Source organism: Paenibacillus sp. EB106-04-04-XG159 (genome assembly GCF_058791835.1).
In genome coordinates this window covers 36,749-60,138 of sequence record NZ_JBYTDY010000004.1, presented here as the reverse complement: position 1 = coordinate 60,138, position 23,390 = coordinate 36,749, and the positions used below count along the sequence as shown (strand labels likewise).

Genomic DNA, 23,390 nt, shown 5'->3' with positions numbered 1-23,390 from the left:
ACCCACTTGATTTGAGAACAGTTAACACGACATCGGTTGCAAATGAGTTGCAGTGCTCCTCCCATACCAAAAAGGAGTGCCGCAACTGTCGCCAGTCCGCACTCCTCTGAACATTTCCTATGGTTATATAGCAGCGATTCCTATCGGCTTCTTGCAGGTTGGGAAGAACGCTGCAGACGCATTAATGGTCTAAGCGCCTTCTGCACCATCCGCGGATAGCTGCCCAGCTCGTCCTTACGAATGACGCGGAACACAATAAGCCCAACAATAAAGGTGATCAGAACGACCATGCTCACGCAGCCCGCTGTCACCATGAACCCGAATTTCTGTGCGGCAGTAGCCGTAACCGTAGAGGGTTGTCCAAGTTCAATCATCGAAGAGGTGATACCGACGAGATGCTCACCCACACGCTCAACCACGAAGCCAAGTCCGCCTGACACCAATGTCGCGAGTATGAATCCAGGCCAACGCTTGCCCATCACAGCGAATGGCACAACTTTCTTCATGACACGCAGATTGAGGTAGGTGATGACAAGGAACGTAATCATCGTAGCCGCAATAATACCGTATATGCCAAAGATCTTCGCCAACACGAAGTTGAAGATAAGCTTGAGAATGATACCGAATGTAACACTGATCATCGCAATGTACGGCTTGCCCAAGCCGATCAGAATCGAGCTCGACGTCATCATCGTGATCTGCAGTATCGAGCAGAATGTCAGCAGTGCGATAATGCCAGCACCGTCCAACGAGCTAAACACTAAACCGTTAATAGAAAATGCCGAAACACCTAGAGCAAGCACAATCGGCATGCCGCTTAACACCGAGATCCGCATGGCCAGCGATATCTGGCGCTGCAGATGGTTCATTTCCCGCTTCGCGAACGCTGCCGATATGATCGGGATAATCGAGGTGCTTAACGCAATTGCCAGAATCGGAGGTATACCCGCGATTGACTGGGCGCGTTGACCTAACACGCCGTACATATGCATAGCGGCAGTTTCACCTACAGACGGCGTCAGCAGGCTAACCGTGAAGGTCGAATCAATAAAGTTAACCAATGGCACTGCGAGCGAAGCCAATACGATCGGAATGGATAAGGTGAAGATCGATGCAAAGATCGTCTTCAACGGTACATGCGGTGTATTGGTACTGCGAGCGCGAACGCCTGATTCTCTGTCCAAGCGGCGAATCTTGCGAATGTAGTATACCATGACAACAAAGGCACCGACGCTTCCCAGCACGCCGCCGAACGAAGCGCCTGCCGCTATCCATGCTTGAGAGGAACCGTTGTTAAGCAGCACGTACGCTAGACCAATAGCTGTAGCGACACGAAGAATCTGTTCTACAATCTGCGAGATTCCGCTCGCCTGCATCATGTTGCGCCCTTGGGTGTAGCCGCGCATCATCGCGAGCATCGGGAACAACAGCAGCGCGGGAGCAAGCGCACGGATAGCCGGCACCGCTTCAGGCTGCTTCGCAAACTGTGCATACGCAGGGGCTAACACGATTAACAGCGTTGTTGTTACGATACCGGAAATGATACCGAACAACAGCGCTGCTGAATAGATCCGCTCCGCCTCACGAGCCTGGTTGAGCGCGTATCGTTCTGAAACCATTTTACTGAGCGTACTCGGAATACCTGCGGTAGCTACAGCTAATATCATTAGATATAAGTTTTGTGAGGTTATGAATGCCGCGTTACCAACGGTACCGAGCATATGCTCTAGAGGCACTCGTTGAAATAATCCTAATAGTCGCGTCACGAATGTAGCAGCCGCGATGATGAGCGTGCCTTTAATAAATGATTCTTTCGCCAAGCAGTTCCCTTCTTTCTGTCAATGACGAAGAAGGCAGACACGTTCATGCCATACCTTCATGTCAATTAGACGACAATAATCCATATTACGAACAACACGATCATCACGAGCTGTAATATGAATTTCATGATTAAACTTGTAAACAAACCTACTATTGCTCCGATCGACGCTTTAAATGAACGGTTCAAGTCAGCGCCCGACAATAGCTCGCCAATCAGCGCACCGACAAACGGCCCGATGAGAAGACCGAATGCCGGGATTACAAACGGGCCTATGATGACGCCGATAGTACTCCCGATGATCGAGCCTCTTGAACCGCCATACCGTTTAACCCCCCACGCACTGACCGCATAATCAGCTACGAATAACAGTACGACGATCAAGGTCTGAATGCTCCAGAACCAGAAACCGAACGATTCAAAGGTGAAGAACATGCCATACACGAAGAACGCCGCGTAGATCGCTAGAGCTCCAGGCAGCACCGGCAATAGGGCTCCCGCCATGCCGACAGCAAACAATGCGATAATCAGTATCCAACCCAAGACATCCATTGCCATGATGAATCTCTCCTTTAGATAGGATTCGAGTTCATATTACAGCATATAACGACGAATGACCTCCACGATACCATCTTCGTTGTTCGATGCTACGACAGCATCCGCGGCAGCCTTCACTTCGTCTTGCGCGTTGCCCATCGCTACGCCTAAACCAGCTTCACGAATAACAGCTATGTCATTCAAGCTGTCGCCGACTGCTACAACGGACGACATCGAGATGCCTAACATATCGCATACCATCCCTACACCTGTTGCCTTGTTAATTCCAAGAGGGTTTATTTCGATATTATGCAGCGAGGAGTTGGTCAATTCCAATCCGCCTAACGCCTGAAGCTCTTTCAGAATCTTTCCTCGAATATCGTCATCTTCAGTTGTATATCCGAACTTAAGCCAGTCCTCTTTATCGATATCCGCGCTCCATTTAGTTCGATTATACAATTCCTTAGTGGAATATGCCCAGAACCAGCAATCATATTGTTCAGCCAATTCATGCATCTTGCGCACTTTGTCACGATCTAACAAAAAGCGAGCGTGAAGCTCGTTCAGATTACTCCATATCTCGCCGCCATTAACGGTAACGAACGGTCCCTCTAAGCCCAGCTCCTTCGCATAAGGAACCGCATCTACATAATTTCGACCTGTCGATAAGATGACCGTTATTCCTGCTTGTCTCGCCTCATGAATCGCGAGCGCTGTCTCTTTGCTGATCCGATGATCGTCAGTAAGCAGCGTCCCGTCCATATCGAGAGCCAATAATGCATATTTACCCAATGTCAGTTCACTCCCGTCCAGCGGTGTCGTTTGTATGCGTCTATTGTCTCAAGAGATCATATGCTAGGGATACAAACGTCCTGCTGTCTATTTGCATAACGACATTGTATCACATCGTCATGCCGTGACCAACATGGCCTATCATAAGAACAGCACGGTGATGACCAATCGTTTCAAGGCAGCGTTCCATTTCATCGTCTTGATCATGTTCTTCTTCATCGCAAAGACACGCTCCCGTTCACTGAGAATTGTAAAGTCTTGCTTCACGAATCGACATCAATCATCGTATCACGAGCTAAGTTTATCGCATTGCAATAAAGTTTCACAGATGCAACTTTTACCGTAAAAAAAGACTTTGCAGCATCTTATGCAGTTAGTCCCTCTATCGTGACTATCCGCTCTGATGTGCAAAGTCCTAAGAAGCAGCTATTTATTACCGAACCGCCCCTGGCTTCGGTTCCGATTCGACTTGGGTGACTGGCTTGCGCGGTGTCCCTGTCAAACCATATACTTCGTCATAGGCATCGAAGATTTGACGAGCTATCGGCGCCGCACCGTAAGAGCCGTATCCGCCTTCCGGCACAACGACAGCTACAGCAAGCTTTGGCTTCTCCGCTGGCGCATATGCGATAAACACAGCATTCTCTAGAACCTGCCCGCCTACGCTCTGCTGGGATGTCCCGGTCTTGCGATAGAAGTTGTACGGGAAGCCATCGAAGCCTTGAACTCCAACCTTCAGCATCGCTTTCTCAACCACTTCCCAATACTCTTCTTCAAACTTCGTTTCGTTAAGAACTTCGCGCTCAAATTTCTTTAGGACATGCCCGCTGCCATCCTCAATCCGGCTGACTAGCTGCGGCTTCACACGTACGCCGTGATTAGCCAGGGTAGCCGCGTATTGCGCTAATTGAAGCGCCGTATACTTGCCCTGCTGACCGAACGAAGCGTAAACCAATGCGGATTGCGCATTGTTGTTCTCTGCTTCAGTCATATAGTCCTTTAAGCCGGCGGCTTCACGAGGCAGACCGCTTCCTGTCACGACACCGAGACCGAACGCATCCAGATACTCGTCCCAGATCTGCAAGCCGTCCTTGCCATCCTTCTTCGGCATGCTGTACAGCTTCTTGCCAATCATATCAACCATGAAGGCATTCGATGATTTCTCTAACGCTGTGGCTGGATTTATGCGACCCCAGGCACGATTGCTTGCATTCCATACCTTTGTCTCATATCCGCTGCGTCCGAACTCTGCATATCCTCTATCTGAGTATGTCGTGTAGGGGGTAAACAAGCCCTCCTGCAATCCGATCAACACAGACAACGGCTTCATCGTAGAGCCTAGGTATACAAGCGAACTTGCGCGCTTATTGCGGATCTCCTTATCCTCGAACGGTGCGGGATTATCTCGAATAGCGCCATTATTCATATAGAAGCTATATTTCTCGTAATTTTCAGGGGAGATGGAACCATTCTTCCATACATTCGTATCATAGTCCGGCATGCTGGCGATGCTGACTACATTGCCAGTATCTACTTCCATAGCAACGGCAAATCCAGTATAGGCGTTTGGAGCAACCTCGTTCTTATTCGTCGAATGGCGTAGCTTCTCCAGATGTTTCATAATCGCATTTTCTGTTCGGAGCTGTATTTCTTTATGTATCGTCAAATGAAGGTCGTTTCCGCGCTCAGGCTTCGTCACCCGCATGGGTCCGATGATGTTGCCTGCCACGTTAACAGGGAAGTCCTTCACGCCATTTAAGCCGCGAAGCTCATTCTGATACATGAACTCGATGCCGTCCATACCTACATCCTCGAACTCCAAGTACTGTTCCTGCGTCGGCAGCCGATCATTTTCCTCCGAGATCTTCTGATAGAATGGGACAACATTGCGTACGCCCTTGAATTTCTTCAAGTAGCCGACCGTTTGTACCGCTACCGTATCCTTATCATAGTTGCGCACACTGTCATCGATAATCTCAATACCGTTGAATTCCGGCTTATGCTCCAGGAAGTATGCCACTTCCTCCTGCGTCAGTCCTGTCTTAATCAGCCTCGGCACCCAGACAAAGTCCATTTTACCTGATAGATCCATAAGGTCATTATATATCTTCTCAGCTGCAATCGGCTTGGCGTTCGGATCCCCCTTCTCTTCGAACACCGCTGCTAGTCGTTTCGCCAGATCCAATGCTTCCTCACGGTTCTTCTCCTGCGCCTTGGACAGCTTATTCTTCGGATCGCCATACGGCTTCTCAATATTAAAGTAAAGCGACTGCGTTGCAGTTGAGTAAGCAAGCTTCTGCCCGGAAGCATCGTATATCGTTCCTCGAAGCGGTGAGATCGGAGAATTTCTCGACTTCAGCTGATCCAGCTCCTGCTTATAATTGGGTCCCTCCACGAACTGTACAATCGCTAGCTGCACAATAATAATCGTGAATAATAGAAATGTAACAAAGAAGAACATATTCATACGCATGGACATCCGGCGTCTATTTAGAATCTCACGTTTCTGCGGATCATCATGATGTGGATGGCTCAATCGCGCATCACCCTTTCACCAATTCCATATTATTCAATATTCTAGCACATATTGTACAAAACAACTAAGACATATTGATGATTTTTCTTCGTTTACATACGTCAAGATATGCAAAAGAGCCTGCTAAGCGTCGTCAACATCGACAACACTTAACAAGCTCTATATCGCATACCTATTCTTCAACAGTTGGCTTTGCCGCAGGCTTGCGAGGCGTACCGGTTAAACCGTAAACCTCATCGTAGGCGTCAAACATAGCTCGTGCGATCGGCGCCGCACTATAGGAGCCATAGCCGCCTTCCGGTACAACGACCGCAACCGCAAGCTTTGGTTTATCAGCCGGAGCATAAGCGATGAACACACCATTCTCCACCATCTTGCCCGCTACTTGTTGCTGAGAAGTACCTGTCTTCCGATAGAAATCATAAGGGAAGCCTTCGAAGCCATGAACATTAACATTGCTCATGCCTTTCTCCACCATATCCCAATTCTCTTCATCAATCTTTACTTCATTCAGTACCTCTGGCTCGAATTCCTCCACGACCTTGCCGTCACCATCCGTGATCTTGCTGACGAACTGCGGCTTCATCCGCTTGCCGTGGCTAGCCAGTGTAGCTGCATACTGCGCCAGCTGCAGCGTCGTATATTTACCCTGCTGTCCGAACGACGCATACGCCAACGCCGATTGAGCGTTGTTCGTTTCAGCCTCTGTCATATAATCCTTCAAGCCCGCTGATTCATACGGCAATCCGCTGCCTGTCTTAACACCGAGACCGAACATTTCCATATACTTATCCCAAGTTTCCAGCCCGTTTATATTCGTGCTCGAATACAGCGGTTTACCGATCATGTCAACCATGAAGGCATTAGATGACACTTCCAATGCGCGAGCGGCATCCATGTAGCCGAATGATTTATGGTTCGAGTTCCATACCTTCGTCTCGTAGCCCTTGCGGCCAAACTCAGCATATCCTTGGTCAAAGTACGTATCGTTCAAGTCGAACAGATTCTCCTGCAAGCCGATCAGAACAGAGAGCGGCTTCATCGTTGAACCGAGATACACGAGCGAGGTCGGATGCTTCGCCCGCTCCTTATCATCATTATAAGGCGCGTATACCTCGCGAATCGTTCCGTTGCCCATATAGAACTTATACTTGTCATAGTCATCGCCGCTAATCTGACCGTTGCGCCATACATTCGGATCATAGTCTGGGTAGCTGGCCATCGATATAATATTACCCGTGTCTACTTCCATAGCGACAGCGTAGCCCGTAGTTGCATTCTCGGCGCGTTCCAGCGAATTTGACGAGGTGCGAATCTGCTTCAGCGTATCTTCAATCGCCTTCTCCGTCTCCAATTGAACATGTCGGTCAATCGTGAGATGCAGATTGTTCCCGCGTTCCGGCTTCGTCACTTCCATTTCTCCAATGACTCTGCCCGCGACGTTAACCGGGAACTTCTTCAAGCCGTTCTTCCCGCGCAATTCTTCTTGGTACATATACTCCAGACCATCCACACCGACATCCTCATGATCGAGGTAGCGAAGTTCTTCTGGTCGATCAGCACGATTCACATATATATCCTGATAATAATCATATGATTCACGAACGCCTTTGAATTTCTTGAGGTACCCGGTAAGCTGTACGGCTACGCCTTCCTTATCATAATTGCGCACACTGTCTTCTAGTATTTCCAGCCCTGGGAATTCAGGCTTATGCTCCAGGAAGTATGCAACTTCTTCTTTCGTCAGATTTGTCTTAATTAATCGTGGTACGAAAGGATAATTCATCTTGCCTGTGAGGTCCATGCTCTTCAATATCTCTTCTTTAGTCGGCTGTACCTCATTCTTATCGCCGAGTTCCTTGAATATCTGCTCCAGCTGTGCAGCCAAGGCCTCTGCTTCGGCTACGTTTTCTTCCTTGGTATAATTCTTCTCAATATTAAAGTACAAGGACTGAGTAGAAGTCGAGTAAGCGATCGGTTGGCCAGATGCATCAAATATGGTGCCTCTAAGAGGAGGAATAGCTGTTGTCTTGTAACCTAGCTCTGTCTCCTTCTCTTTCAATCCTGGACCTTCTACGAACTGCAATATCGCCAGCTGAACAATCAGCACGGAGAACGCTGCAAAAGTAACAAAGAAAAAAATATTTAAGCGAAATGAAAACTGACGGCGATTCGTCAGCTCGCGCTTCTGCGCATCGTCCGACTTTGGATGACTCAATTCATCATCCTCCTAGCTGTAATTTCTCCGGACAAGTTGTCCATTTGTATAGTTTATCACATTCGACATTAGCACTCAAAGCCTAGTAGATCGTGTCAAATATTGTCATAGATTCATATCAGGCACATGCGACGCATCAAAATTAGGCGGATTGAACCAATCTCCTGAACTCGCCCAGGTTGTGTCGAGCGGAATCCATTCATTCGGTCCGATCTTCACTGTGTTCCAAGCATGCGGCCCGTACCCGCCCTTGCCGACATATCCTGTCCCTGTCACTACCTTCACTTCCAAGCCTACCGAGCGCCCCATCATAGCATATAAGCGGGCATAATCGATGCATACCCCAGTCCGTGATTGAAAAGTATCCTGCGGCGTCTGTTCTTTCCATTCCCCTTTTTCGATGTAGGTGTTCGCTTTATCCCAATCGTATCTCACCCTGCTGCCTACCCAGTCATACAGCATGCGCGCCTTTTCTTCATCCGTCTTCGCATCTTTTGTCACTGCCAATGCAGCTTGTTCAATATCAGCAGGCACAAGGTGGTCAATCACTTCATACTTGCGCTGCATCAGCTCACTAAGCTGCTTCTCAACAGAGGCTGTGAAGATCGGCACTTGTTCCGTGACCCACTCGCCCATCAGCGGCTCTACCAATTGCGCAACTGCATATTGATAGGCATTAGAGGCCTGTACTTCTTGACTGATCTTGCCGTCCGGCTGCAAGGTAACAAATATAAATAGCAGCGCCACTACGAAGACAGCTCGCACCATGCCTGTGACCAGACCGATTATGCCACCGACAAGGCGGCTGAATACGAGCCTGAACCGCTTGCTTACCGCTTCACCTGATATGGTGTTCATGTCGCGCGCTCCGGTTATGCCTGTCCACATATAGATATAGCTTGCGATCCAACCGCTCAAGATACGAATGGGCACATAGCTCACCAGCATCAATGTTGCGAATCGCATTAACGACATGTCACGCAAACTGGTGATGAAGGTATAGTACATATTTTCCCACCAAGCGAGCTCGCGATTCGGAATCGTGATATCAAGCTTATGGAGCCAGTCCGCAAGCGAAGAAGACAGCCCCAGTGCGACCTTAGAGGCAATATACAGGGATAGAATCGTCAAGCCTGCTTCGGCTACAATAAACAAGAGGTGGCGCATTGACCCCGAAGCGCCTCTGCCCACCCCTTGCCACAAGCTGTACAGTACGATCAACGCCAACACAATCGTTACGATGTTCCACTGCACAAACGTTGTCAACGAATCCATCATTGACTCTTGGCCTCGTTAACAAACTTCTTAATCGTATCGTCCATTTCCCACTCGCCTAACGGCACCCCGTGGAAAGAAATGTTTACCTTCGTGCTGTTCTTGGAGCCCTTCACCTCAAGATTAGGCGATTTAATCGTATACGAACCGTCAGACTCCGCTTCGTACGTCGCTTTCTTAGCCTCGCTAATCATGGCGTCCATCGCTTGATCCTTCAACTGTTGTACAGTTTCATCCTTAACCGTGGTAACAGCTTGATCAATATCCGACCACGTAATTCCGCTGTACACCGCTACCGCCGCGACAATCACGATAACGAATGCCCACTTAACCATAGTCTTCACGAAGCTGACAATGATGAACAACACGATGAGTGCGATCAGGAAGACGAGCCAATTCTGCTTAATAAACTCAAACAAAACATCCATATCCATTATTTTCATCACCCTTTCCAAATTGTATTATACAGCATTGACGGATCGGTAGTAAGATCATACATCTTCTCTAAACAGGTCATAAGTTTGTCCGTTATGACGTACAAGTAATAACATAGCAACTAGTGGAGGTGGAGTCATTTGCGTTCGGTCGTGTGGCTGTATTTATTTTTGTTTGTCGCATTTTTCGATTTGCATGCCCAATATCCTATCCTGACCCCGTATGCTGTCTCATTGGGCGCTGCTCCTTCATTTATTGGACTGATGATGGGCATGTACTCCTTCACTCATCTGCCTGGAAATTTGTTGGCAGGCTATGGCGTGGATCGCTTCGGCAGCCGCATCTTCATCGTCCTCAGCTTGATCGGTGCTGGTATTCTGCTCGTGCTGCAAGCCCATGTATCCGATCCGTGGGAACTGTTAATGGTCCGTTCCATCAGCGGCTTCGTGCTTGCATTCCTGTCCCCTGCCTGTCTGGCGCTGCTTGCCCGCTTCGCGCAGAATCATGTACAGCAAGGCAAGCTGATGGCAGGCAATGGACTTGTCCATACGCTCGCATCTGTCGTCTCACCGGCAGCAGGCGCCTTTCTTGTCGCCAAGCTGGGATTCTCAGCTTCCTTTCAGGCGCTTGGCATTGGTCTCATTGCAATTGGCATGCTGTCTGTATTTTTCATCCGTTCTCCCCAACATACCGAGCAGCTGCCGGAAAGCGAGCAGCATTCTATGTCTGTCGGTGTACAAGCAGATAAGCCGCAACGAGTACCTTGGACATTCTATATTCTACCGTTTGCTATCGCTTGCTCGCAAGGCATCCTATTCTTTGAGCTGCCGTTCGTAGGCAACGCCCTGCAATCCATCATGCATTCCGGCATCCTGTTTACTGCCGTCAGCTTAGGCGCTTTAACCACATTGAGCATGTTGTTCCTTCATTACTACCCTGCTAAGACCCGCACTTGGTCAGGCACGATAGCGCTGGCTCTGTTGTTCTTCATTCTATCGGTGAAATGGCCGATTCCGATGCTCGTCGTTCTCTTCGGCATCGGCATGACGAAAGGAATCGTGCTTCCCGCCATGTCCACTCACCTGCTGCAGCTTAGCGGCGGTGTGCGATTTGGGCGCATATTCTCTTACCTATCGATCGCATCCTCGATCGGCTCCTTTATCGGACCGCTGATTGCGGGTCAACTGCGCGATTATATATCGCCGTTCTTTATCGCGTTTATTGTGCTCATGGGCGCAGTTATGCTAATTCCGATGAGCAAACCGCTGATTACGGCTCCACCCCAAAAGCAAACGTTCCATAGAACCGCAGGGTAGCTTCAAAAGGCACATACCTATATTTTAGACGCACTGGGTATTCGCACAGTACACGACCACCCTAAAGACATAGTATACATTGTGTCTTCTGACTTGACATCAGAAAGAGGGGTGAATCGAATGTCACATTGCGTAGAACCTTGTGGCGGCCTTGTGAGTCCTGGCTTTGGCGGTGCCTGTGGCCCCGGGTCTTCTTTAGGAACGATCCTCGTTCTATTTATCCTGTTAGTCATTATCCTGCGTGTATGTATTTTCTAGTAATGTGTCTCGCTCTCTCCTCATGCGGCTTGCTAAGACAGCAAGCCGTTCGTTTCTGACCTCGCATGGACAACCCTGCGCTTCTGTAGTTGTTGAACGAGAACATAATATCCCTCCCGATTGTGGTACACTAAATGAACGATAATATCTATTAAATGACCGCATCAGAGGAGGATGCCACATGGAGCTCGCCATTATTGTTGAAGGCAAAAATGACAAAAGCCGCTTACGCCGCCTGCTCACAGATGATGTTATGCTGTTATGCACTTACGGCACCTTGAATACGAATCGAATGGAAGCTTTGCGCAAGCAAGCCGGTGATCGGCCGGTCTATTTATTTATGGATAATGATGCTTCAGGTAAGAAAATTCGCGGCATACTGCGAGATGTATTTCCTGATGCGGAGCATATATATACACGGCGCGGGTATGCGGGCGTGGAAGGAACTCCAGAAGAATACCTCATCCAGCAGATGGAAAAAGCGGGGCTGGAGGAGTACATCCTGTACCCGGATCCAGCCCCGTTCATGGGGTAGTTATTTTATTAGCGATATGACGTCCTTGGCGATAACTTCTGCAGTGATGTCTAGATCATTCGCATTGTAGAACTTCCGTATCTTGCCTTCTTGGTCAACCAGGATAACCAGATTCGAGTGCGAGAAATTGCCGTCCTTATCCTTGATGACAATGGATTGGAACTGCTTCATCAGCTCTGCGGTACCCGCTTCGTCACCGCGAAGGAAGTACCAGCCGCTCAAGTCAGCCTTGTTCTTAACCGTTGCCCAATTCATCAGCACCTCACGCGTATCCCGCTCCGGATCGAAGCTGATGGACATCAAGTTGGCGTCGGTCCCGAATACTCCCTCGTCCTTCAACAGATCCTGTACTTCATTCAGCATATAAGTCGTCGGCGGACATACATCCGGACAGCTTGCGAAGAAGAAGTATACCAATCTAACCTTGCCATTCGTACCGGACATGCTGACCGTTGACCCGTCCACATTTTCAAGCGTGAAGTCTGGAGCTTGACCTTCAATCGGAAGCTGTTCTCCCTTAGGCCAGTATATCCACGCTGCCGCAATAGCAAATATAAATACGAGTACAAATAAGAAGATTTGAAGTGAATAACGCTTCATCGTTTGAGCCATCGCCAAGCTCCCCCAGTTCTGTTAATCGCAATTAGATACTTCCAACCGTGTCCAAGATCAGTACAATCATATGCAGCATAAGGGCGTTGACCGAAAGAACAAAGCTCTTCTTCGCCCACTTCTCGTCATCCTTGGCCTTGAAGCCAGTTAGATTGATATAGAGCCATGCCAGGTTTACAAGTGTACCTAATACAACATATACGATTCCCGTGTAACCGAAATGGTAAAAGAGATAAGGCAATGGCAGCATTAGCAGCACGTAAGGGATCATCTGCCACTTGGTGCGCTCAATACCTTTCACTACCGGAAGCAGCGGATAGCCCGCTGCGCGATATTCCTCCACACGACGTATGCCGAGCGCCCAGAAATGAGGCGGCTGCCACAGGAACAGAAGCGCAAACATGAGGATAGCTCCCATGTCAAACGTATTCGTAACCGCGACATAGCCGATTACCGGCGGCATTGCGCCAGATATCGCTCCAACCGAAGTGCTCCAAGTCGAAGTGCGCTTTAACCATAACGTATAAATTACCGCATAAATGAACATACCAATGATTCCGAACAACACAGCCAGATTATTTACGAATAAAAACAACGTAGCTAGTCCTGCAACTCCGAGAACGATGGCATACCCCAGAACGAAGCTAGGCTTCAGCCTTCCTGTTGGCAGCGCGCGATTGCGTGTGCGATCCATCTTCATATCGAAGTCACGATCAAAGTAATTGTTGAATACGCAGGAAGATGCCATGACAAGCGCAGTGCCCAAGAGTGTCCACATAAGCGTTAGCCAAGGGATATCCCACTTCGCCGCTACCCAGAAACCAGCAAGTGCCGCCATTAAATTAGAACGGATAATCCCCGGTTTAATTAATAGATATAACTCCTTCCATATTCCAGCCCGCATCGGCTCGGGCGAAAGCACGACTGGTTCGGAAGAAGCGTTATAAGTCATTATTTTTTCCACGCGCGATCCTCCTTGTTGATTCCAACCAAGCAGATATACATATATCGTGCTGTAATTTTTATCATAGCAAAAATGCCCATACCACACAATGTATCCACAAATCGTTCATCAATTTGACATTAGATTGATCGGTATTTTTTACAAACTTTATTTCTTTTGTATAAACTCCCATATATGAAGCTTGCCGCGTCCGCCAATAATACAGTCTGTGACCCCATCCCATTCACTCTGTCCCTCTAACCGCAATTGCTTCATCTGAGCGTACTGCTCTGGCGTTGTATGATGGTACTGTTCAACGAAAACGTTCGGTTGATCTGAGCCTTCATAGAGGATGCAGTCTCGTTGATTCTTTAATAATTGATCCATTAATTTCATATATTGTTCCCGCTTATCCGGGTCGATTCGATATTCCACAAATATGATTCGTTCCACCAACATCCCCCTTTTTCCATAAAGAACCATAAATTCTATTGTGCAACAACATGCACCACAATACAATACCGTTTATTAACCGAATTAGTAACTTCTAGAATCATACCTTCCCGAAGTTCAAACAATTATGATACATTGTACATACAAGAAATAAGCCGCCCCGCGCGCAGGGCAGCTTATCATGTTACGGAATGAGCATGTAATGCCAAGTCAATGATGTTGATTGGTTATTGGCTTCTTCCGCCCAACGATTGTTCAGCCATCTGGACCAGACGCTTCGTCATAAATCCACCGATGGAGCCAGTATCGCGGGAAGTGTAGTTGCCGTAGTAACCATCTTGCGGGATTGGGATACCCAATTCACTCGCAATTTCTAACTTCATTTGTTGCAATGCAGCAGTTGCCTGAGGAACGACCAAGTTGTTTGTTCGAGATTGATTCGACATAATAAAATCTCCTTTCACAATGGCATGTTCTTATGATGCAAGCTTGCAAGCTTATTGTAACCGCTAGAGCAAATGTTATTCCGGACAGCATCAATATTTCGAAAATAGTGTCGTGTTCAGCAGCACAGATGAGTTCTTTCGTAAGATGTCGTTCAAAATGTTGAATAGGAGTGACAGCTATGAATAAAGGTCTCGCTCTCTGGTTCGCATGCTCATCCGTTGCCCTCCTGATGGCTACTGCAATAGCTATCACCAGCAGCGCATGGCTCGCTATCCTGTTCGGTGTGTTATCCGTCCTCAATATGGGACTTGGATTTATCGTGAAGGCTAGATTGCGGCGTCGTGAGGAATCAACGTCTTCCTCTTAAATGCAAACGGGGCTGTCCTCATGTACGAGGACAAGCCCCGTTTTTTTCGGCGTGCCGAGGCCGCGGGGACGGCTGTGACGTCGTTTTTCTGCATCTCAGCCCTCGCGAGAGCTGATTTTGGAGCTGAGATGCAGTTTTTCGACGTCTCAGCCTTGTTTTTCGGCTTGCCGAGGCCGTCGGGATAGCTGAGACGTCATTTTTCTGCATCTCAGCCCTCGCGAGAGCTTATTTTGGGGCTGAGATGCATTTTTTCGACGTCTCAGACATATTTTCGGCTGCCGAGGCCGTCGGGATGGCTGAGACGTCATTTTTCTGCATCTCAGCCCTTGCGGGAGCTTATTTTGGAGCTGAGATGCAGTTTTTCGACGTCTCAGCCTTGTTTTTCGGCTTGCCGATAAGGTCGGGACTGCTGAGACGCAAAGAAGGGGTTGCCTCATAAGTCATGAAAAAAATGACTTATGGGACAACCCCTTTATTCACGCTTACAGCTTAGCTCATTATCTCGGCATTACGAAGCCCATGCGGCGCTTAACCTCATCCAGCGTCTTCTCCGCCGCTTCGTGTGCGCGTTCAGCACCTTGCTTCAGCACATCTTGCAGCTCGCCGGACTGACGAACTTCACGGTAGCGCTGTTGCAGCGGCTCGATGAACGCGGCTACCTGCTCAGCCAAGTCCTTCTTGAATGGACCGTACATTAGCCCCTCATACTTCGCTTCAATCTCAGCAATGCTAAGCCCAGCCGTATGAGAGTAGATACTCATCAGGTTGCTGATCTCCGGCTTGTTCACCGGATCATACTTCACAAGCGCTTCCGAGTCTGTCTTCGCGCGGCTGATCTTCTTGCGAATGACAGCCGGATCGTCAAGCAGTGCTATCAAGCTGCCTGGATTCGGACTGGACTTGCTCATCTTCTTCGACGCATCGTCGAGAGACATGATCCGCGCGCCAACCTCAGGAATATACGGTTCCGGAATTTGGAACGTATCGCCGAAACGAGAGTTGAAGCGATTCGCCAGATCGCGCGTAAGCTCCAGATGCTGCTTCTGATCGTCGCCCACCGGCACGAGATCCGATTGGTACAGCAGAATATCCGCCGCCATCAGCGTAGGGTAGACGAACAATCCCGTACCAATTGATTCTTTGCCTTCCGATTTGTCCTTGAACTGTGTCATACGCTCCAGCTCACCCATATAGCTGATCGTCGTTAACAACCATCCCAGCTCGGCATGCTGCGGCACATGTGATTGCATGAAAATATTTGCTTTATTAGGATCAATTCCTGCAGCCAGGTACAGAGCAGCTACCATCTCTGATTGCTCATGAAGTGCCGCAGGCTCTTGCGGTACGGTGATTGCATGCAGATCCACAACCATGAAGAAGCATTCATGTTCATGCTGCAGCTTGACGAAATTTTGCATCGCCCCAATGTAGTTTCCGATGGTCAGCTGACCGCTCGGCTGAATTCCTGATAATACGCGTTTCATAGTATCGATCTCCTTATATCTGAATTGACGTTTCGTTTTCATGTAAAATAAACAACAAAAAAGGCCTTTCATCTCCCCGTAAGGGACGAAAGACCGTGGTACCACCCTAATTCATTCAGATATGCCCGCAGGCCATCCGAACCTCTACTCCATAACGCTGAGCTGCGGCTTAGCATAATACGATCCTTTCCGCGGTAAACGATCGGTTGCTCCAAGCACTCCAAGGTCCATTCGGCTTATGCTGCGGCACCGGTTCACACCATCCACCGGCTCTCTGCTGACGCGCGCGTAAACTTACTTGTCCTCGTCATCGTGTTCTTACCATATATTATCCACTAGAATAATCAATCTAAACCGGTTTGTCAATGAGCAGTCCAGTAGTGAGCAGGGTATGACTTTATAAGACTGATTTGTTATGATGATTCTCGGACAGGTACTCCCCACATGCTGCGGACTACAGGATAAAGGAGAGATTACTGATGCATCACATTACGACAGGGCAATGGAACAGATATGAAACACTCATTCTGCATAGCGATGAGCTGGAAGCAACATTTCTACCCGGTCTAGGCGGTAATGTCATCCGCTTATGGGATAAGGTCGCAGCTCGCGACGTACTTCGTACCCCACAGGAGAGCGAACTCGACTACTATATGACGAAGCCGTACCATTTCGGCGCGCCAATGCTTATGCCTCCAGGCCGCATTCGCCGTGGACGCTTCTCCTACGCTGGTGTCGACTATCAATTCGATCAGAACACGGCTAATAACAACCATATTCATGGACTTCACCGCACGCAAGCTTGGACCGTTACGGAACATAGCAGCACCGAAGACAACTGCTCCGTAACCGTAGTATTCCGTTCCGTAGACGACCCGAATTGGATTCGTCAATATCCGACCCCGCTTGAATTCAGCATGAAGCTCATATTGACCGGCGGCAAGCTGACGCAGAAGCTGTCGATCACGAACGTCGGCGAACAGGCCGCGCCATTCGGCTTCGGAACACATACTTGGTTCCTCATCGACCAGGAACCAGAGCGCTGGACGCTTAAAGTGCCTGTCAGCGGCGTATATGAGCTGGACTCAGAGCTTATCATGACAGGCCGTACGCTGCCTCTCGGCGATTTCGCAGCGTTAAACGATGGATTGAACGTTAGAGGTACGAACTTCGATACGGTATTCAGCATTGGCGAGCATCGTCCTGAAGCTTGGCTGACTCGCGATGACGGATACGGAATCCGTTATTCCTGCAACGAGCCTTACTTCAAGCATTGGGTGCTCTACACACGAGGCGAGGCTGATGAGATTGTTTGCATCGAGCCTTATACTTGGCTTCCAGACGCGCCTAATCTCCCATTTGATCAGGATACGACTGGGTTGATTGACCTGCAGCCGCAGACACCCGTCGAGCTTGTGCTCGATCTGGACATTACTCGCGCTTAGAGTCCTACAGAGTCCTACATCTTTATAACCAATAATCAGATGCCAGGCGTTCATACGCCTGGCATTATTTACATGAAAGCCTTTTTATCTTCCTCGCATAATTCTATCTATTCATCCCATACTAATCCCACAAGGAGGTGATCAACATGGCGCAACAAGGAAGCCGCTCCAACAATCTAGTAGTACCACAAGCTACAGCAGCTTTGACTCAAATGAAGGCCGAAATCGCTAGTGAGCTTGGTATCCCGCTTTCCCCAGACGGTTACTATGGTAACTATACATCCCGTGATATGGGTTCTATCGGTGGATACATCACAAAACGTCTTGTTCAGATGGCTGAGCAGCAATTGGCAGGCCGTTCCACTCGCTAGGTTATTGAAGAAGATTAATCAATTTATACTTACTGAAATAACGGTGAGAAGGCTTTCAGCTGCAAAGTTGGAAGCCTTAATTGCGTTTCATATCTAACTTTATGTGCCTGATTAACCGATATAATGATAAATAACAATTATCGTACTTATCACCTTTTTGTATATATTTGCATAGACCACTATGTGGCTCAATGCTATAATATATCAATATTGTGAAAAATTTTACTGACGATGATTAAAGGGGCGAGGAAATGGTTTGGTTTAATTCGCTGAATTTCAGACAGAAGTTATTGATCGGGTGTTATGGGATTGTGGGACTGTTTACGCTCTCTACCATTGTTCTTCTGATTACAGGCGCCAATTTACTGTTTGGTCTCATCACTTTATTGGTACTGATCGGCATCAGCTATCCCGTTATTACATTGTTAGAACGATCATTAAGTGACCCTATTAAAGAAATATCCTACGCTGCGATCAAGGTTGCCAAAGGTGATTTCTCCGCTAACGTGCCCGTCCAAACAAAGGACGCGTTGGGTGATCTTGGCGAAGCTTTCAACCGTATGCTGGAGACGCTTCGCGATATCCTGAAGCAGACCTCTGAGCTTTCTAGTCATGTATCAGATGCCGGTCGCGACATGGAGCAGAAGAGTCAGGACATGAAGCTGGTTATGGAGCAGGTTGCCGCTTCATCCAATGAGCTAGCGATTGGCGCTTCCGAGATATCCGAAGATATAGGCGAGATGTCGGATTCTGTTCGTCAGATCGAGCAGAAGATCGTAGCATATGCCCAGTCCACCAAGGAGATGAATACACACTCCTCGATGACTATTGAACTGATCGATAAGGGCCGCGGTGCCGTCGACACTCAGACCGTTGGAATGCAGCGCAATATCGAAGCTACAGAACAATTAGCCAAGACGATTGATCAATTAGCACGTCAGACTGAAGGCATCTCCAAGATGACACGCACGATCTCTGAGATTGCGGAGCAGACGAATCTGTTGTCGCTTAACGCCTCCATAGAAGCAGCTCGAGCAGGTGAACATGGACTTGGCTTCGCCGTCGTCGCTCAAGAAGTTCGCAAGCTTGCTGAAGAATCCTCTACTTCAACGAAAGAGGTATTTGCCCTCGTTAAAGGCATCGAGCAAGCCATCAAGGAAGCTGCCGTGAATATGAAAGCAAACGAAGATATCGTTCGCACGCAGACCGAGATGATTCAAGAAACACAAACTGTATTTCAAGATATTATATCCAGTACCCAATACATAGCAGAAGCTATCTCTACATTTGCTCGTGAGAGCGACGTCATGCTTGAGGGAGCGCAGACCATTTCAACCGCCATTGAAAATATTTCAGCGATCACTCAGCAATCCGCTGCAGGTACAGAGCAGGTATCCGCTTCTATGAATGAACAGATCCACTCAGTTCAAGCAATGGCTGAGTCTACTGCCCAGATGCAGCAGAAAGTAGGTCAATTGCAGCGAACCATTCATGTATTTAAAATGTAGCAAGCAAAAGGCATAACGCAGCGCCGTTCAAGGCTATACGAGGGGTTGTCCTAAAAGTCATGTTTCTTATGTCTTTTAGGGCAACCCTTCTTTTTTTTTACACCAATATGAATCCGCTTAGCTAGTCGATGAAGCTGGATCAGCGGTTTTTTTGTCCGATAGCAAATACGATGGCAGCAAAGCCGTATGACCCACGCTTGAACGGACACAGGCGCCGCTATTTCATGGTTTCGAGGTGTTTTTTGAGATCTTACGGACTCAGATGACGCTATTTGCTCCAAAACTAGCACTAAACTGCTTATTCGGGTCAAATAACAGCTCTACGGTCCGCCAGTATGGTGAATCAGTGGTGTTTGTTGCAAATAGCGGCTCGTGTGTCCGCTCCCAGCCCTTGCAGATAGCAAAGGGCTTTCCCATGTACTTATGGGAAAGCCCCTTCCTCTTCACAATTCGATTAATTGGCCTTGCTATACTCCTGTACAGCAGCCGCACTCCCCGCGCGTCTATTCCATAGAAAGAATCCAATCGCCGCTATTAACGAACAGACTACACCAAATAAATACATGGTCTTGTTGCCATAATTTTCTTGGAGCAGCCCGCCTAATGAACCGCCAATTAGTCCACCTAGACCGATAAAGATCATGTTAAGCAGCGCTTGGCCGGTAGCCAACATCTGCTTAGGCAGTGCACGCGTAACATAATCAATGGATAAGATCCATACTGCCGCGAACGTAAAGGCATGAGATGCTTGCAGTACAACAATAACACTCGGAACAGTCACATATGCATACAGCAGCCAGCGGATAGCATACAACAGCGATGCCGTCGCTAATAACGACAGCAGTTTTTTCTGCTGAACAAATCTGGCGATGAAGATGAAGCCTATAACCTCGCCTGCTCCAGCTGCTGCCCACGCGTATGATATTTGTGCTGCTGATGCGTTCAGATCCTGCAGATGGAGCGACAACATGCCGTCATTCATCCGATGAGGAATGCCAAGCAGCAATATAAGTCCGAAGAACAATAGCAGCGCCGGGCTTGCCAATGTCTTGCGCATCATGGCCATATCCATCTTGGATTCGGCTTTCGCCTGTGGTTCTTCCACAGTCGGTTCTCGCAACAGAAGAAAGATAATGAACACACCAATCCAGATCGGTGCAAACATAATGAGCAATGAATCCAATCCGCCCCATGCTTCAAAACGCTGTCCTATAATCAGGAGCGCCACCATAAACCCGACCGAGCCCCATAAACGTAAAGAACTATACGAGACATTTAACGATCTCGCGCCCTTTATCAATAACGTATCCAACAGGGAAACGGCAGGCTGCATAAATATATAAAATGCCAACAAACTAACAGCAATTACAGCGCGTTGATCAGTCATGAATAAAAACACAGAACTAAGTCCTACCCCTACCCATAGCACAAGCAACAGCGGTTTGGTCGCTCTTAATTTATCACTGATGACGCCGACCAGCGGCTGTAAGAACATGGCCAGAAAGGGTCCCAGCATAATCAAGGTTCCTGTTTCTGCAGGGCTAAAGCCGCGTTTTTGTAAATACAAGGAGAGATATGGAATCAATATCGCATTCGTTGCATAAAACATCATTTGCACAGATCTTAACAGCAGTTTCAAGCTAAGTACTCACCTTTCTAATTGCACCATAATGCCTACTATTATTATTTTGTCATTTCCAAAAATTGTTGGACGTCCTGCAAAGTAACATCGATCGCACTCTGCCAGAAGTCTGGCTTCGTCAAGTCAACTCCTAAGTGCTTCTGCGCCAAGTCCTCAACCGTCATACTGCCTGTATCGCGCAGCAGCGCGTCGTACTTCTCAGCAAAGGCCTCGCCTTCTTGAAGCGCACGAGCGTACAGCCCCGTACTGAACAGGTAACCGAAAGTGTAAGGGTAATTATAGAATGGTACACCTGTCAGATAGAAGTGCAGCTTCGACGCCCAGAAGTGCGGATGATAGGAAGCTAATGAGTCGTTAAATGCTTCCTTCTGAGCTTCCACCATAAGCGTGCATATCTCATCTGCAGATAATAAACCCTGCTTGCGCTTCTCGTAGAAACGAGTCTCAAATAAGAATCGCGCATGGATGTTCATATAGAACGAAATCGACCGTTTGATCTTCTCCTCCAGCAAAGCAAGCTTCTCCTGCTCATCCTGCGCTTGCTTCACAGCACAATCCGCAACGATCATCTCTGCAAAGGTTGAGGCGGTTTCAGCAACGTTCATCGCATACTGCTGAGCCATTCCTGGCAGCCCATCCATCACATGCTGGTGATAGGCGTGACCTAGCTCATGGGCGAGTGTAGAAACATTCGATGGTGTTCCCGCATAGGTCATAAAGATCCGAGTCTGATGGGTTACTGGAAGCGAGGTACAGAACCCCCCGGGGCGCTTGCCCGCGCGGTCTTCCGCTTCAATCCAGTTGTTCTCGAAGGCATGAACTGCAAAGTCAGACATCTTCCGACTGAACTTGCCGAACTGCTCCACTATGGTTGCTGCCCCTTCATCATACGAGGTAATGGATTGCGTACTCGATAGAGGCGCTTCCACGTCACACCATGTAAGCTTATCTACGCCAAGCAGCTTCGCCTTGCGTTCAAAATAAGCGACAAATGCAGGCTTATTCAGCACAATTGTATTCCACATCGCATCAAGTGTAGCTTGAGTCATGCGATTGATCTTTAACGGTTCTTTCAGCACATGATCCCAGCCGCGATGCTCATACAATTTCAAACGGAAGCCTGCAATATGATTCAGTGTATCCGCGCAGAAATCCGCCTTTTCCGCCCAAGCGTCCTCCCATAATTGGAACATATCCTCGCGAACGCCGCGGTCGGGATGAGACAGCTTGTTATAAGCTTGACCTGCGGATAATTGCTGTACCTTACCGTTATCTACAGTATCGATACGGATATGCTTAACGATCGTATTGTAATGCTCTGCCCAGCCGTGGTAGCCATCAGAGGACAGATCCCCGATTAAGGCTTCCTGCTCAGGAGGCAGCTTCTCACGCGCCCATTGGCGACGCTCATTCAATCCGAATGCAATAGCAGCCATATCGGATTGTGCTGTGTACTGCTCCCACAGATCGTCTGCCATCGTGCTTAATTTTTCATCGAATAACGTATTGATCGTTACATATTGTGCAAGAAGCTCTGTCAATCGACCATTCAGCTGTACTGCTTTCTTGTCATTAATGTCCTGAGCCGTCAAGCAGCTTATATAGGCGGCCACTTGGCGAAGCCGCATGGTAGCATCCTCGAGCTCCTTCGTCTTCACAACGAGCTGGTCAATGCCAGCTTCATCAGCCGGTACAGGCAGCGACTTCAACTCTGTATTCAATCGCTGTAAATCATTCTGTAAAGTATGTAAGTAAGTTTGCAGCGCTTCGGATTCCGAACCGCCTGGAAAGATGACATCTAAATCCCAAGTTAATTGCAGGGGTTGCTTCATTCGTAACACACCTCTCACATCTAGAATTGATTGTCATTACTCACTTATGATCAAACTTAATTAGGTCGAACGTGATTTGTCATTTCCGTTCTGACCGTGTATAACTAAACTATATCTCATCATACACTGGCTACGCAGGAGGTTCAATCATGAAACCACTACCAATATCCGCAGACACAGCTGTTAAGCTTTCCAAAGCACTAGGTGTCCCGGTCGAACATTTAATGCATATGCCGCAGCATATCTTACTTAAGAAATTAGCTGAATTAGCTGAACAAGATAAACCCCAATTGGAGGAGTCGGGCGATTCGGAGGCTAAGCAATGATTCCGTTAGAGAATACGATACCTTATGACGAAATGATGGGGGACTTATTCGTTGAAGCCTGTCCCTTCTGCTCAAAGAACCATGTTCTGCTGCCGATTAAGCCTGCGGAGCTGCCGCTAATACGCGATGGAAAGAAGCGGCTGCTCGTCTTTCCATGCTGCCATCATCGAGTTACGATTATTAATGCCGATCAAGACTACCTGCTTGCAGACCGCAGCATGCGTTAGTTATGAATCGGA

General features: G+C 48.2%; 23 protein-coding genes and 1 other annotated feature. Of the genes, 8 read left to right on the top strand and 15 right to left on the bottom strand.

Annotation, left to right across the window (positions count from 1 at the left end):
* Positions 1 to 140 precede the first annotated feature (140 nt).
* From AC3WTP_RS06230 to AC3WTP_RS06195, 8 genes are all read right to left on the bottom strand, one after another.
* Complete coding sequence (locus tag AC3WTP_RS06230) at positions 141 to 1,820, bottom strand: putative polysaccharide biosynthesis protein (protein ID WP_492393728.1); 1,680 nt, start codon at positions 1,818 to 1,820, stop codon at positions 141 to 143.
* A gap of 65 nt (positions 1,821 to 1,885) precedes the next feature.
* Complete coding sequence (locus AC3WTP_RS06225) at positions 1,886 to 2,371, bottom strand: DUF456 domain-containing protein (protein WP_492393962.1); 486 nt, start codon at positions 2,369 to 2,371, stop codon at positions 1,886 to 1,888.
* Between the two features lie 42 nt (positions 2,372 to 2,413).
* The gene (locus AC3WTP_RS06220; protein ID WP_492393727.1) at positions 2,414 to 3,148 is read right to left on the bottom strand and encodes a Cof-type HAD-IIB family hydrolase; all 735 of its coding nucleotides are present in this window, start codon (positions 3,146 to 3,148) and stop codon (positions 2,414 to 2,416) included.
* A gap of 141 nt (positions 3,149 to 3,289) precedes the next feature.
* Positions 3,290 to 3,415 carry a hypothetical protein gene (locus AC3WTP_RS06215; RefSeq protein WP_492393726.1) on the bottom strand — a complete coding sequence of 42 codons (126 nt, stop codon included), beginning with the start codon at positions 3,413 to 3,415 and terminating at the stop codon, positions 3,290 to 3,292.
* A gap of 166 nt (positions 3,416 to 3,581) precedes the next feature.
* Positions 3,582 to 5,684: a peptidoglycan D,D-transpeptidase FtsI family protein gene (locus tag AC3WTP_RS06210; RefSeq protein ID WP_492393725.1), complete on the bottom strand. Its 2,103-nt coding sequence runs from the start codon at positions 5,682 to 5,684 to the stop codon at positions 3,582 to 3,584.
* A 172-nt stretch (positions 5,685 to 5,856) separates the two neighbouring features.
* Positions 5,857 to 7,902: a peptidoglycan D,D-transpeptidase FtsI family protein gene (locus AC3WTP_RS06205; RefSeq protein WP_492393724.1), complete on the bottom strand. Its 2,046-nt coding sequence runs from the start codon at positions 7,900 to 7,902 to the stop codon at positions 5,857 to 5,859.
* A 105-nt stretch (positions 7,903 to 8,007) separates the two neighbouring features.
* The gene (locus AC3WTP_RS06200; protein ID WP_492393723.1) at positions 8,008 to 9,180 is read right to left on the bottom strand and encodes a transglutaminase domain-containing protein; all 1,173 of its coding nucleotides are present in this window, start codon (positions 9,178 to 9,180) and stop codon (positions 8,008 to 8,010) included.
* Entirely contained in the window at positions 9,177 to 9,611 is a 435-nt protein-coding gene (locus tag AC3WTP_RS06195) for an ATPase (protein WP_492393722.1), read from the bottom strand. The genes AC3WTP_RS06200 and AC3WTP_RS06195 overlap by 4 nt, the downstream gene beginning before the upstream one ends.
* A gap of 141 nt (positions 9,612 to 9,752) precedes the next feature.
* On the opposite strand from AC3WTP_RS06195, the gene AC3WTP_RS06190 reads away from it, so the two are divergent.
* Together AC3WTP_RS06190 and AC3WTP_RS06185 are read left to right on the top strand one after the other, a co-directional pair.
* On the top strand, positions 9,753 to 10,928 hold the full coding sequence (locus AC3WTP_RS06190; RefSeq protein ID WP_492393721.1) for an MFS transporter: 1,176 nt from the start codon (positions 9,753 to 9,755) through the stop codon (positions 10,926 to 10,928).
* A gap of 439 nt (positions 10,929 to 11,367) precedes the next feature.
* Positions 11,368 to 11,721, top strand: a complete 354-nt coding sequence (locus AC3WTP_RS06185; protein WP_492393720.1) for a toprim domain-containing protein — start codon at positions 11,368 to 11,370, stop codon at positions 11,719 to 11,721.
* On the opposite strand, the gene AC3WTP_RS06180 is transcribed toward AC3WTP_RS06185, so the two are convergent.
* From AC3WTP_RS06180 to AC3WTP_RS06165, 4 genes are all read right to left on the bottom strand, one after another.
* On the bottom strand, positions 11,722 to 12,333 hold the full coding sequence (locus AC3WTP_RS06180) for an SCO family protein (RefSeq protein WP_492393719.1): 612 nt from the start codon (positions 12,331 to 12,333) through the stop codon (positions 11,722 to 11,724).
* A gap of 31 nt (positions 12,334 to 12,364) precedes the next feature.
* The gene (gene cyoE / locus AC3WTP_RS06175; protein ID WP_492393718.1) at positions 12,365 to 13,297 is read right to left on the bottom strand and encodes a heme o synthase; all 933 of its coding nucleotides are present in this window, start codon (positions 13,295 to 13,297) and stop codon (positions 12,365 to 12,367) included.
* A gap of 147 nt (positions 13,298 to 13,444) precedes the next feature.
* Complete coding sequence (locus AC3WTP_RS06170) at positions 13,445 to 13,729, bottom strand: hypothetical protein (protein ID WP_492393717.1); 285 nt, start codon at positions 13,727 to 13,729, stop codon at positions 13,445 to 13,447.
* Positions 13,730 to 13,956: 227 nt separating this feature from the next.
* Complete coding sequence (locus tag AC3WTP_RS06165) at positions 13,957 to 14,175, bottom strand: alpha/beta-type small acid-soluble spore protein (RefSeq protein ID WP_492393716.1); 219 nt, start codon at positions 14,173 to 14,175, stop codon at positions 13,957 to 13,959.
* Between the two features lie 179 nt (positions 14,176 to 14,354).
* On the opposite strand from AC3WTP_RS06165, the gene AC3WTP_RS06160 reads away from it, so the two are divergent.
* A complete protein-coding gene (locus AC3WTP_RS06160) occupies positions 14,355 to 14,543 on the top strand; it encodes a hypothetical protein (RefSeq protein WP_492393715.1) in 189 nt (62 codons plus the stop codon).
* Between the two features lie 497 nt (positions 14,544 to 15,040).
* Here the strand turns inward: AC3WTP_RS06160 and trpS are convergent, their stop codons facing one another.
* A complete protein-coding gene (trpS, locus tag AC3WTP_RS06155) occupies positions 15,041 to 16,027 on the bottom strand; it encodes a tryptophan--tRNA ligase (protein ID WP_492393714.1) in 987 nt (328 codons plus the stop codon).
* 78 nt (positions 16,028 to 16,105) lie between these two features.
* Positions 16,106 to 16,347 (bottom strand) — a binding site (T-box leader).
* A gap of 159 nt (positions 16,348 to 16,506) precedes the next feature.
* On the opposite strand from trpS, the gene AC3WTP_RS06150 reads away from it, so the two are divergent.
* The 3 genes from AC3WTP_RS06150 to AC3WTP_RS06140 all read left to right on the top strand — a co-directional run bounded on the left by AC3WTP_RS06150 (position 16,507) and on the right by AC3WTP_RS06140 (position 19,351).
* A complete protein-coding gene (locus AC3WTP_RS06150; protein WP_492393713.1) occupies positions 16,507 to 17,472 on the top strand; it encodes an aldose 1-epimerase in 966 nt (321 codons plus the stop codon).
* A 146-nt stretch (positions 17,473 to 17,618) separates the two neighbouring features.
* Positions 17,619 to 17,843, top strand: a complete 225-nt coding sequence (locus tag AC3WTP_RS06145) for an alpha/beta-type small acid-soluble spore protein (RefSeq protein WP_492393712.1) — start codon at positions 17,619 to 17,621, stop codon at positions 17,841 to 17,843.
* Positions 17,844 to 18,094: 251 nt separating this feature from the next.
* On the top strand, positions 18,095 to 19,351 hold the full coding sequence (locus AC3WTP_RS06140; protein ID WP_492393711.1) for a methyl-accepting chemotaxis protein: 1,257 nt from the start codon (positions 18,095 to 18,097) through the stop codon (positions 19,349 to 19,351).
* 454 nt (positions 19,352 to 19,805) lie between these two features.
* On the opposite strand, the gene AC3WTP_RS06135 is transcribed toward AC3WTP_RS06140, so the two are convergent.
* Both AC3WTP_RS06135 and AC3WTP_RS06130 read right to left on the bottom strand, forming a co-directional pair.
* The gene (locus AC3WTP_RS06135; RefSeq protein WP_492393710.1) at positions 19,806 to 20,990 is read right to left on the bottom strand and encodes an MFS transporter; all 1,185 of its coding nucleotides are present in this window, start codon (positions 20,988 to 20,990) and stop codon (positions 19,806 to 19,808) included.
* Between the two features lie 44 nt (positions 20,991 to 21,034).
* The gene (locus tag AC3WTP_RS06130; RefSeq protein ID WP_492393709.1) at positions 21,035 to 22,825 is read right to left on the bottom strand and encodes a M3 family oligoendopeptidase; all 1,791 of its coding nucleotides are present in this window, start codon (positions 22,823 to 22,825) and stop codon (positions 21,035 to 21,037) included.
* A 149-nt stretch (positions 22,826 to 22,974) separates the two neighbouring features.
* Here AC3WTP_RS06130 and AC3WTP_RS06125 point away from each other — a divergent pair, with 149 nt between their 5' ends.
* Positions 22,975 to 23,151 carry a YycC family protein gene (locus tag AC3WTP_RS06125; RefSeq protein WP_492393708.1) on the top strand — a complete coding sequence of 59 codons (177 nt, stop codon included), beginning with the start codon at positions 22,975 to 22,977 and terminating at the stop codon, positions 23,149 to 23,151.
* The gene (locus AC3WTP_RS06120) at positions 23,148 to 23,378 is read left to right on the top strand and encodes a hypothetical protein (protein WP_492393707.1); all 231 of its coding nucleotides are present in this window, start codon (positions 23,148 to 23,150) and stop codon (positions 23,376 to 23,378) included. The genes AC3WTP_RS06125 and AC3WTP_RS06120 overlap by 4 nt, the downstream gene beginning before the upstream one ends.
* Positions 23,379 to 23,390: the final 12 nt, after the last annotated feature.

Excerpts from the sequence above, each read along its gene's own strand:
- AC3WTP_RS06180 (WP_492393719.1), bottom strand. The coding sequence starts at position 12,333 with ATGGCTCAAACGATGAAGCGTTATTCACTTCAAATCTTCTTATTTGTA.
- AC3WTP_RS06160 (WP_492393715.1), top strand. The coding sequence starts at position 14,355 with ATGAATAAAGGTCTCGCTCTCTGGTTCGCATGCTCATCCGTTGCCCTC.
- AC3WTP_RS06120 (WP_492393707.1), top strand. The coding sequence starts at position 23,148 with ATGATTCCGTTAGAGAATACGATACCTTATGACGAAATGATGGGGGAC.
- AC3WTP_RS06150 (WP_492393713.1), top strand. The coding sequence starts at position 16,507 with ATGCATCACATTACGACAGGGCAATGGAACAGATATGAAACACTCATT.
- AC3WTP_RS06130 (WP_492393709.1), bottom strand. The coding sequence starts at position 22,825 with ATGAAGCAACCCCTGCAATTAACTTGGGATTTAGATGTCATCTTTCCA.
- AC3WTP_RS06195 (WP_492393722.1), bottom strand. The coding sequence starts at position 9,611 with ATGGATATGGATGTTTTGTTTGAGTTTATTAAGCAGAATTGGCTCGTC.
- AC3WTP_RS06125 (WP_492393708.1), top strand. The coding sequence starts at position 22,975 with ATGAAACCACTACCAATATCCGCAGACACAGCTGTTAAGCTTTCCAAA.
- AC3WTP_RS06200 (WP_492393723.1), bottom strand. The coding sequence starts at position 9,180 with ATGATGGATTCGTTGACAACGTTTGTGCAGTGGAACATCGTAACGATT.
- AC3WTP_RS06225 (WP_492393962.1), bottom strand. The coding sequence starts at position 2,371 with ATGGATGTCTTGGGTTGGATACTGATTATCGCATTGTTTGCTGTCGGC.
- trpS (WP_492393714.1), bottom strand. The coding sequence starts at position 16,027 with ATGAAACGCGTATTATCAGGAATTCAGCCGAGCGGTCAGCTGACCATC.
- AC3WTP_RS06185 (WP_492393720.1), top strand. The coding sequence starts at position 11,368 with ATGGAGCTCGCCATTATTGTTGAAGGCAAAAATGACAAAAGCCGCTTA.
- AC3WTP_RS06165 (WP_492393716.1), bottom strand. The coding sequence starts at position 14,175 with ATGTCGAATCAATCTCGAACAAACAACTTGGTCGTTCCTCAGGCAACT.
- AC3WTP_RS06140 (WP_492393711.1), top strand. The coding sequence starts at position 18,095 with ATGGTTTGGTTTAATTCGCTGAATTTCAGACAGAAGTTATTGATCGGG.
- AC3WTP_RS06145 (WP_492393712.1), top strand. The coding sequence starts at position 17,619 with ATGGCGCAACAAGGAAGCCGCTCCAACAATCTAGTAGTACCACAAGCT.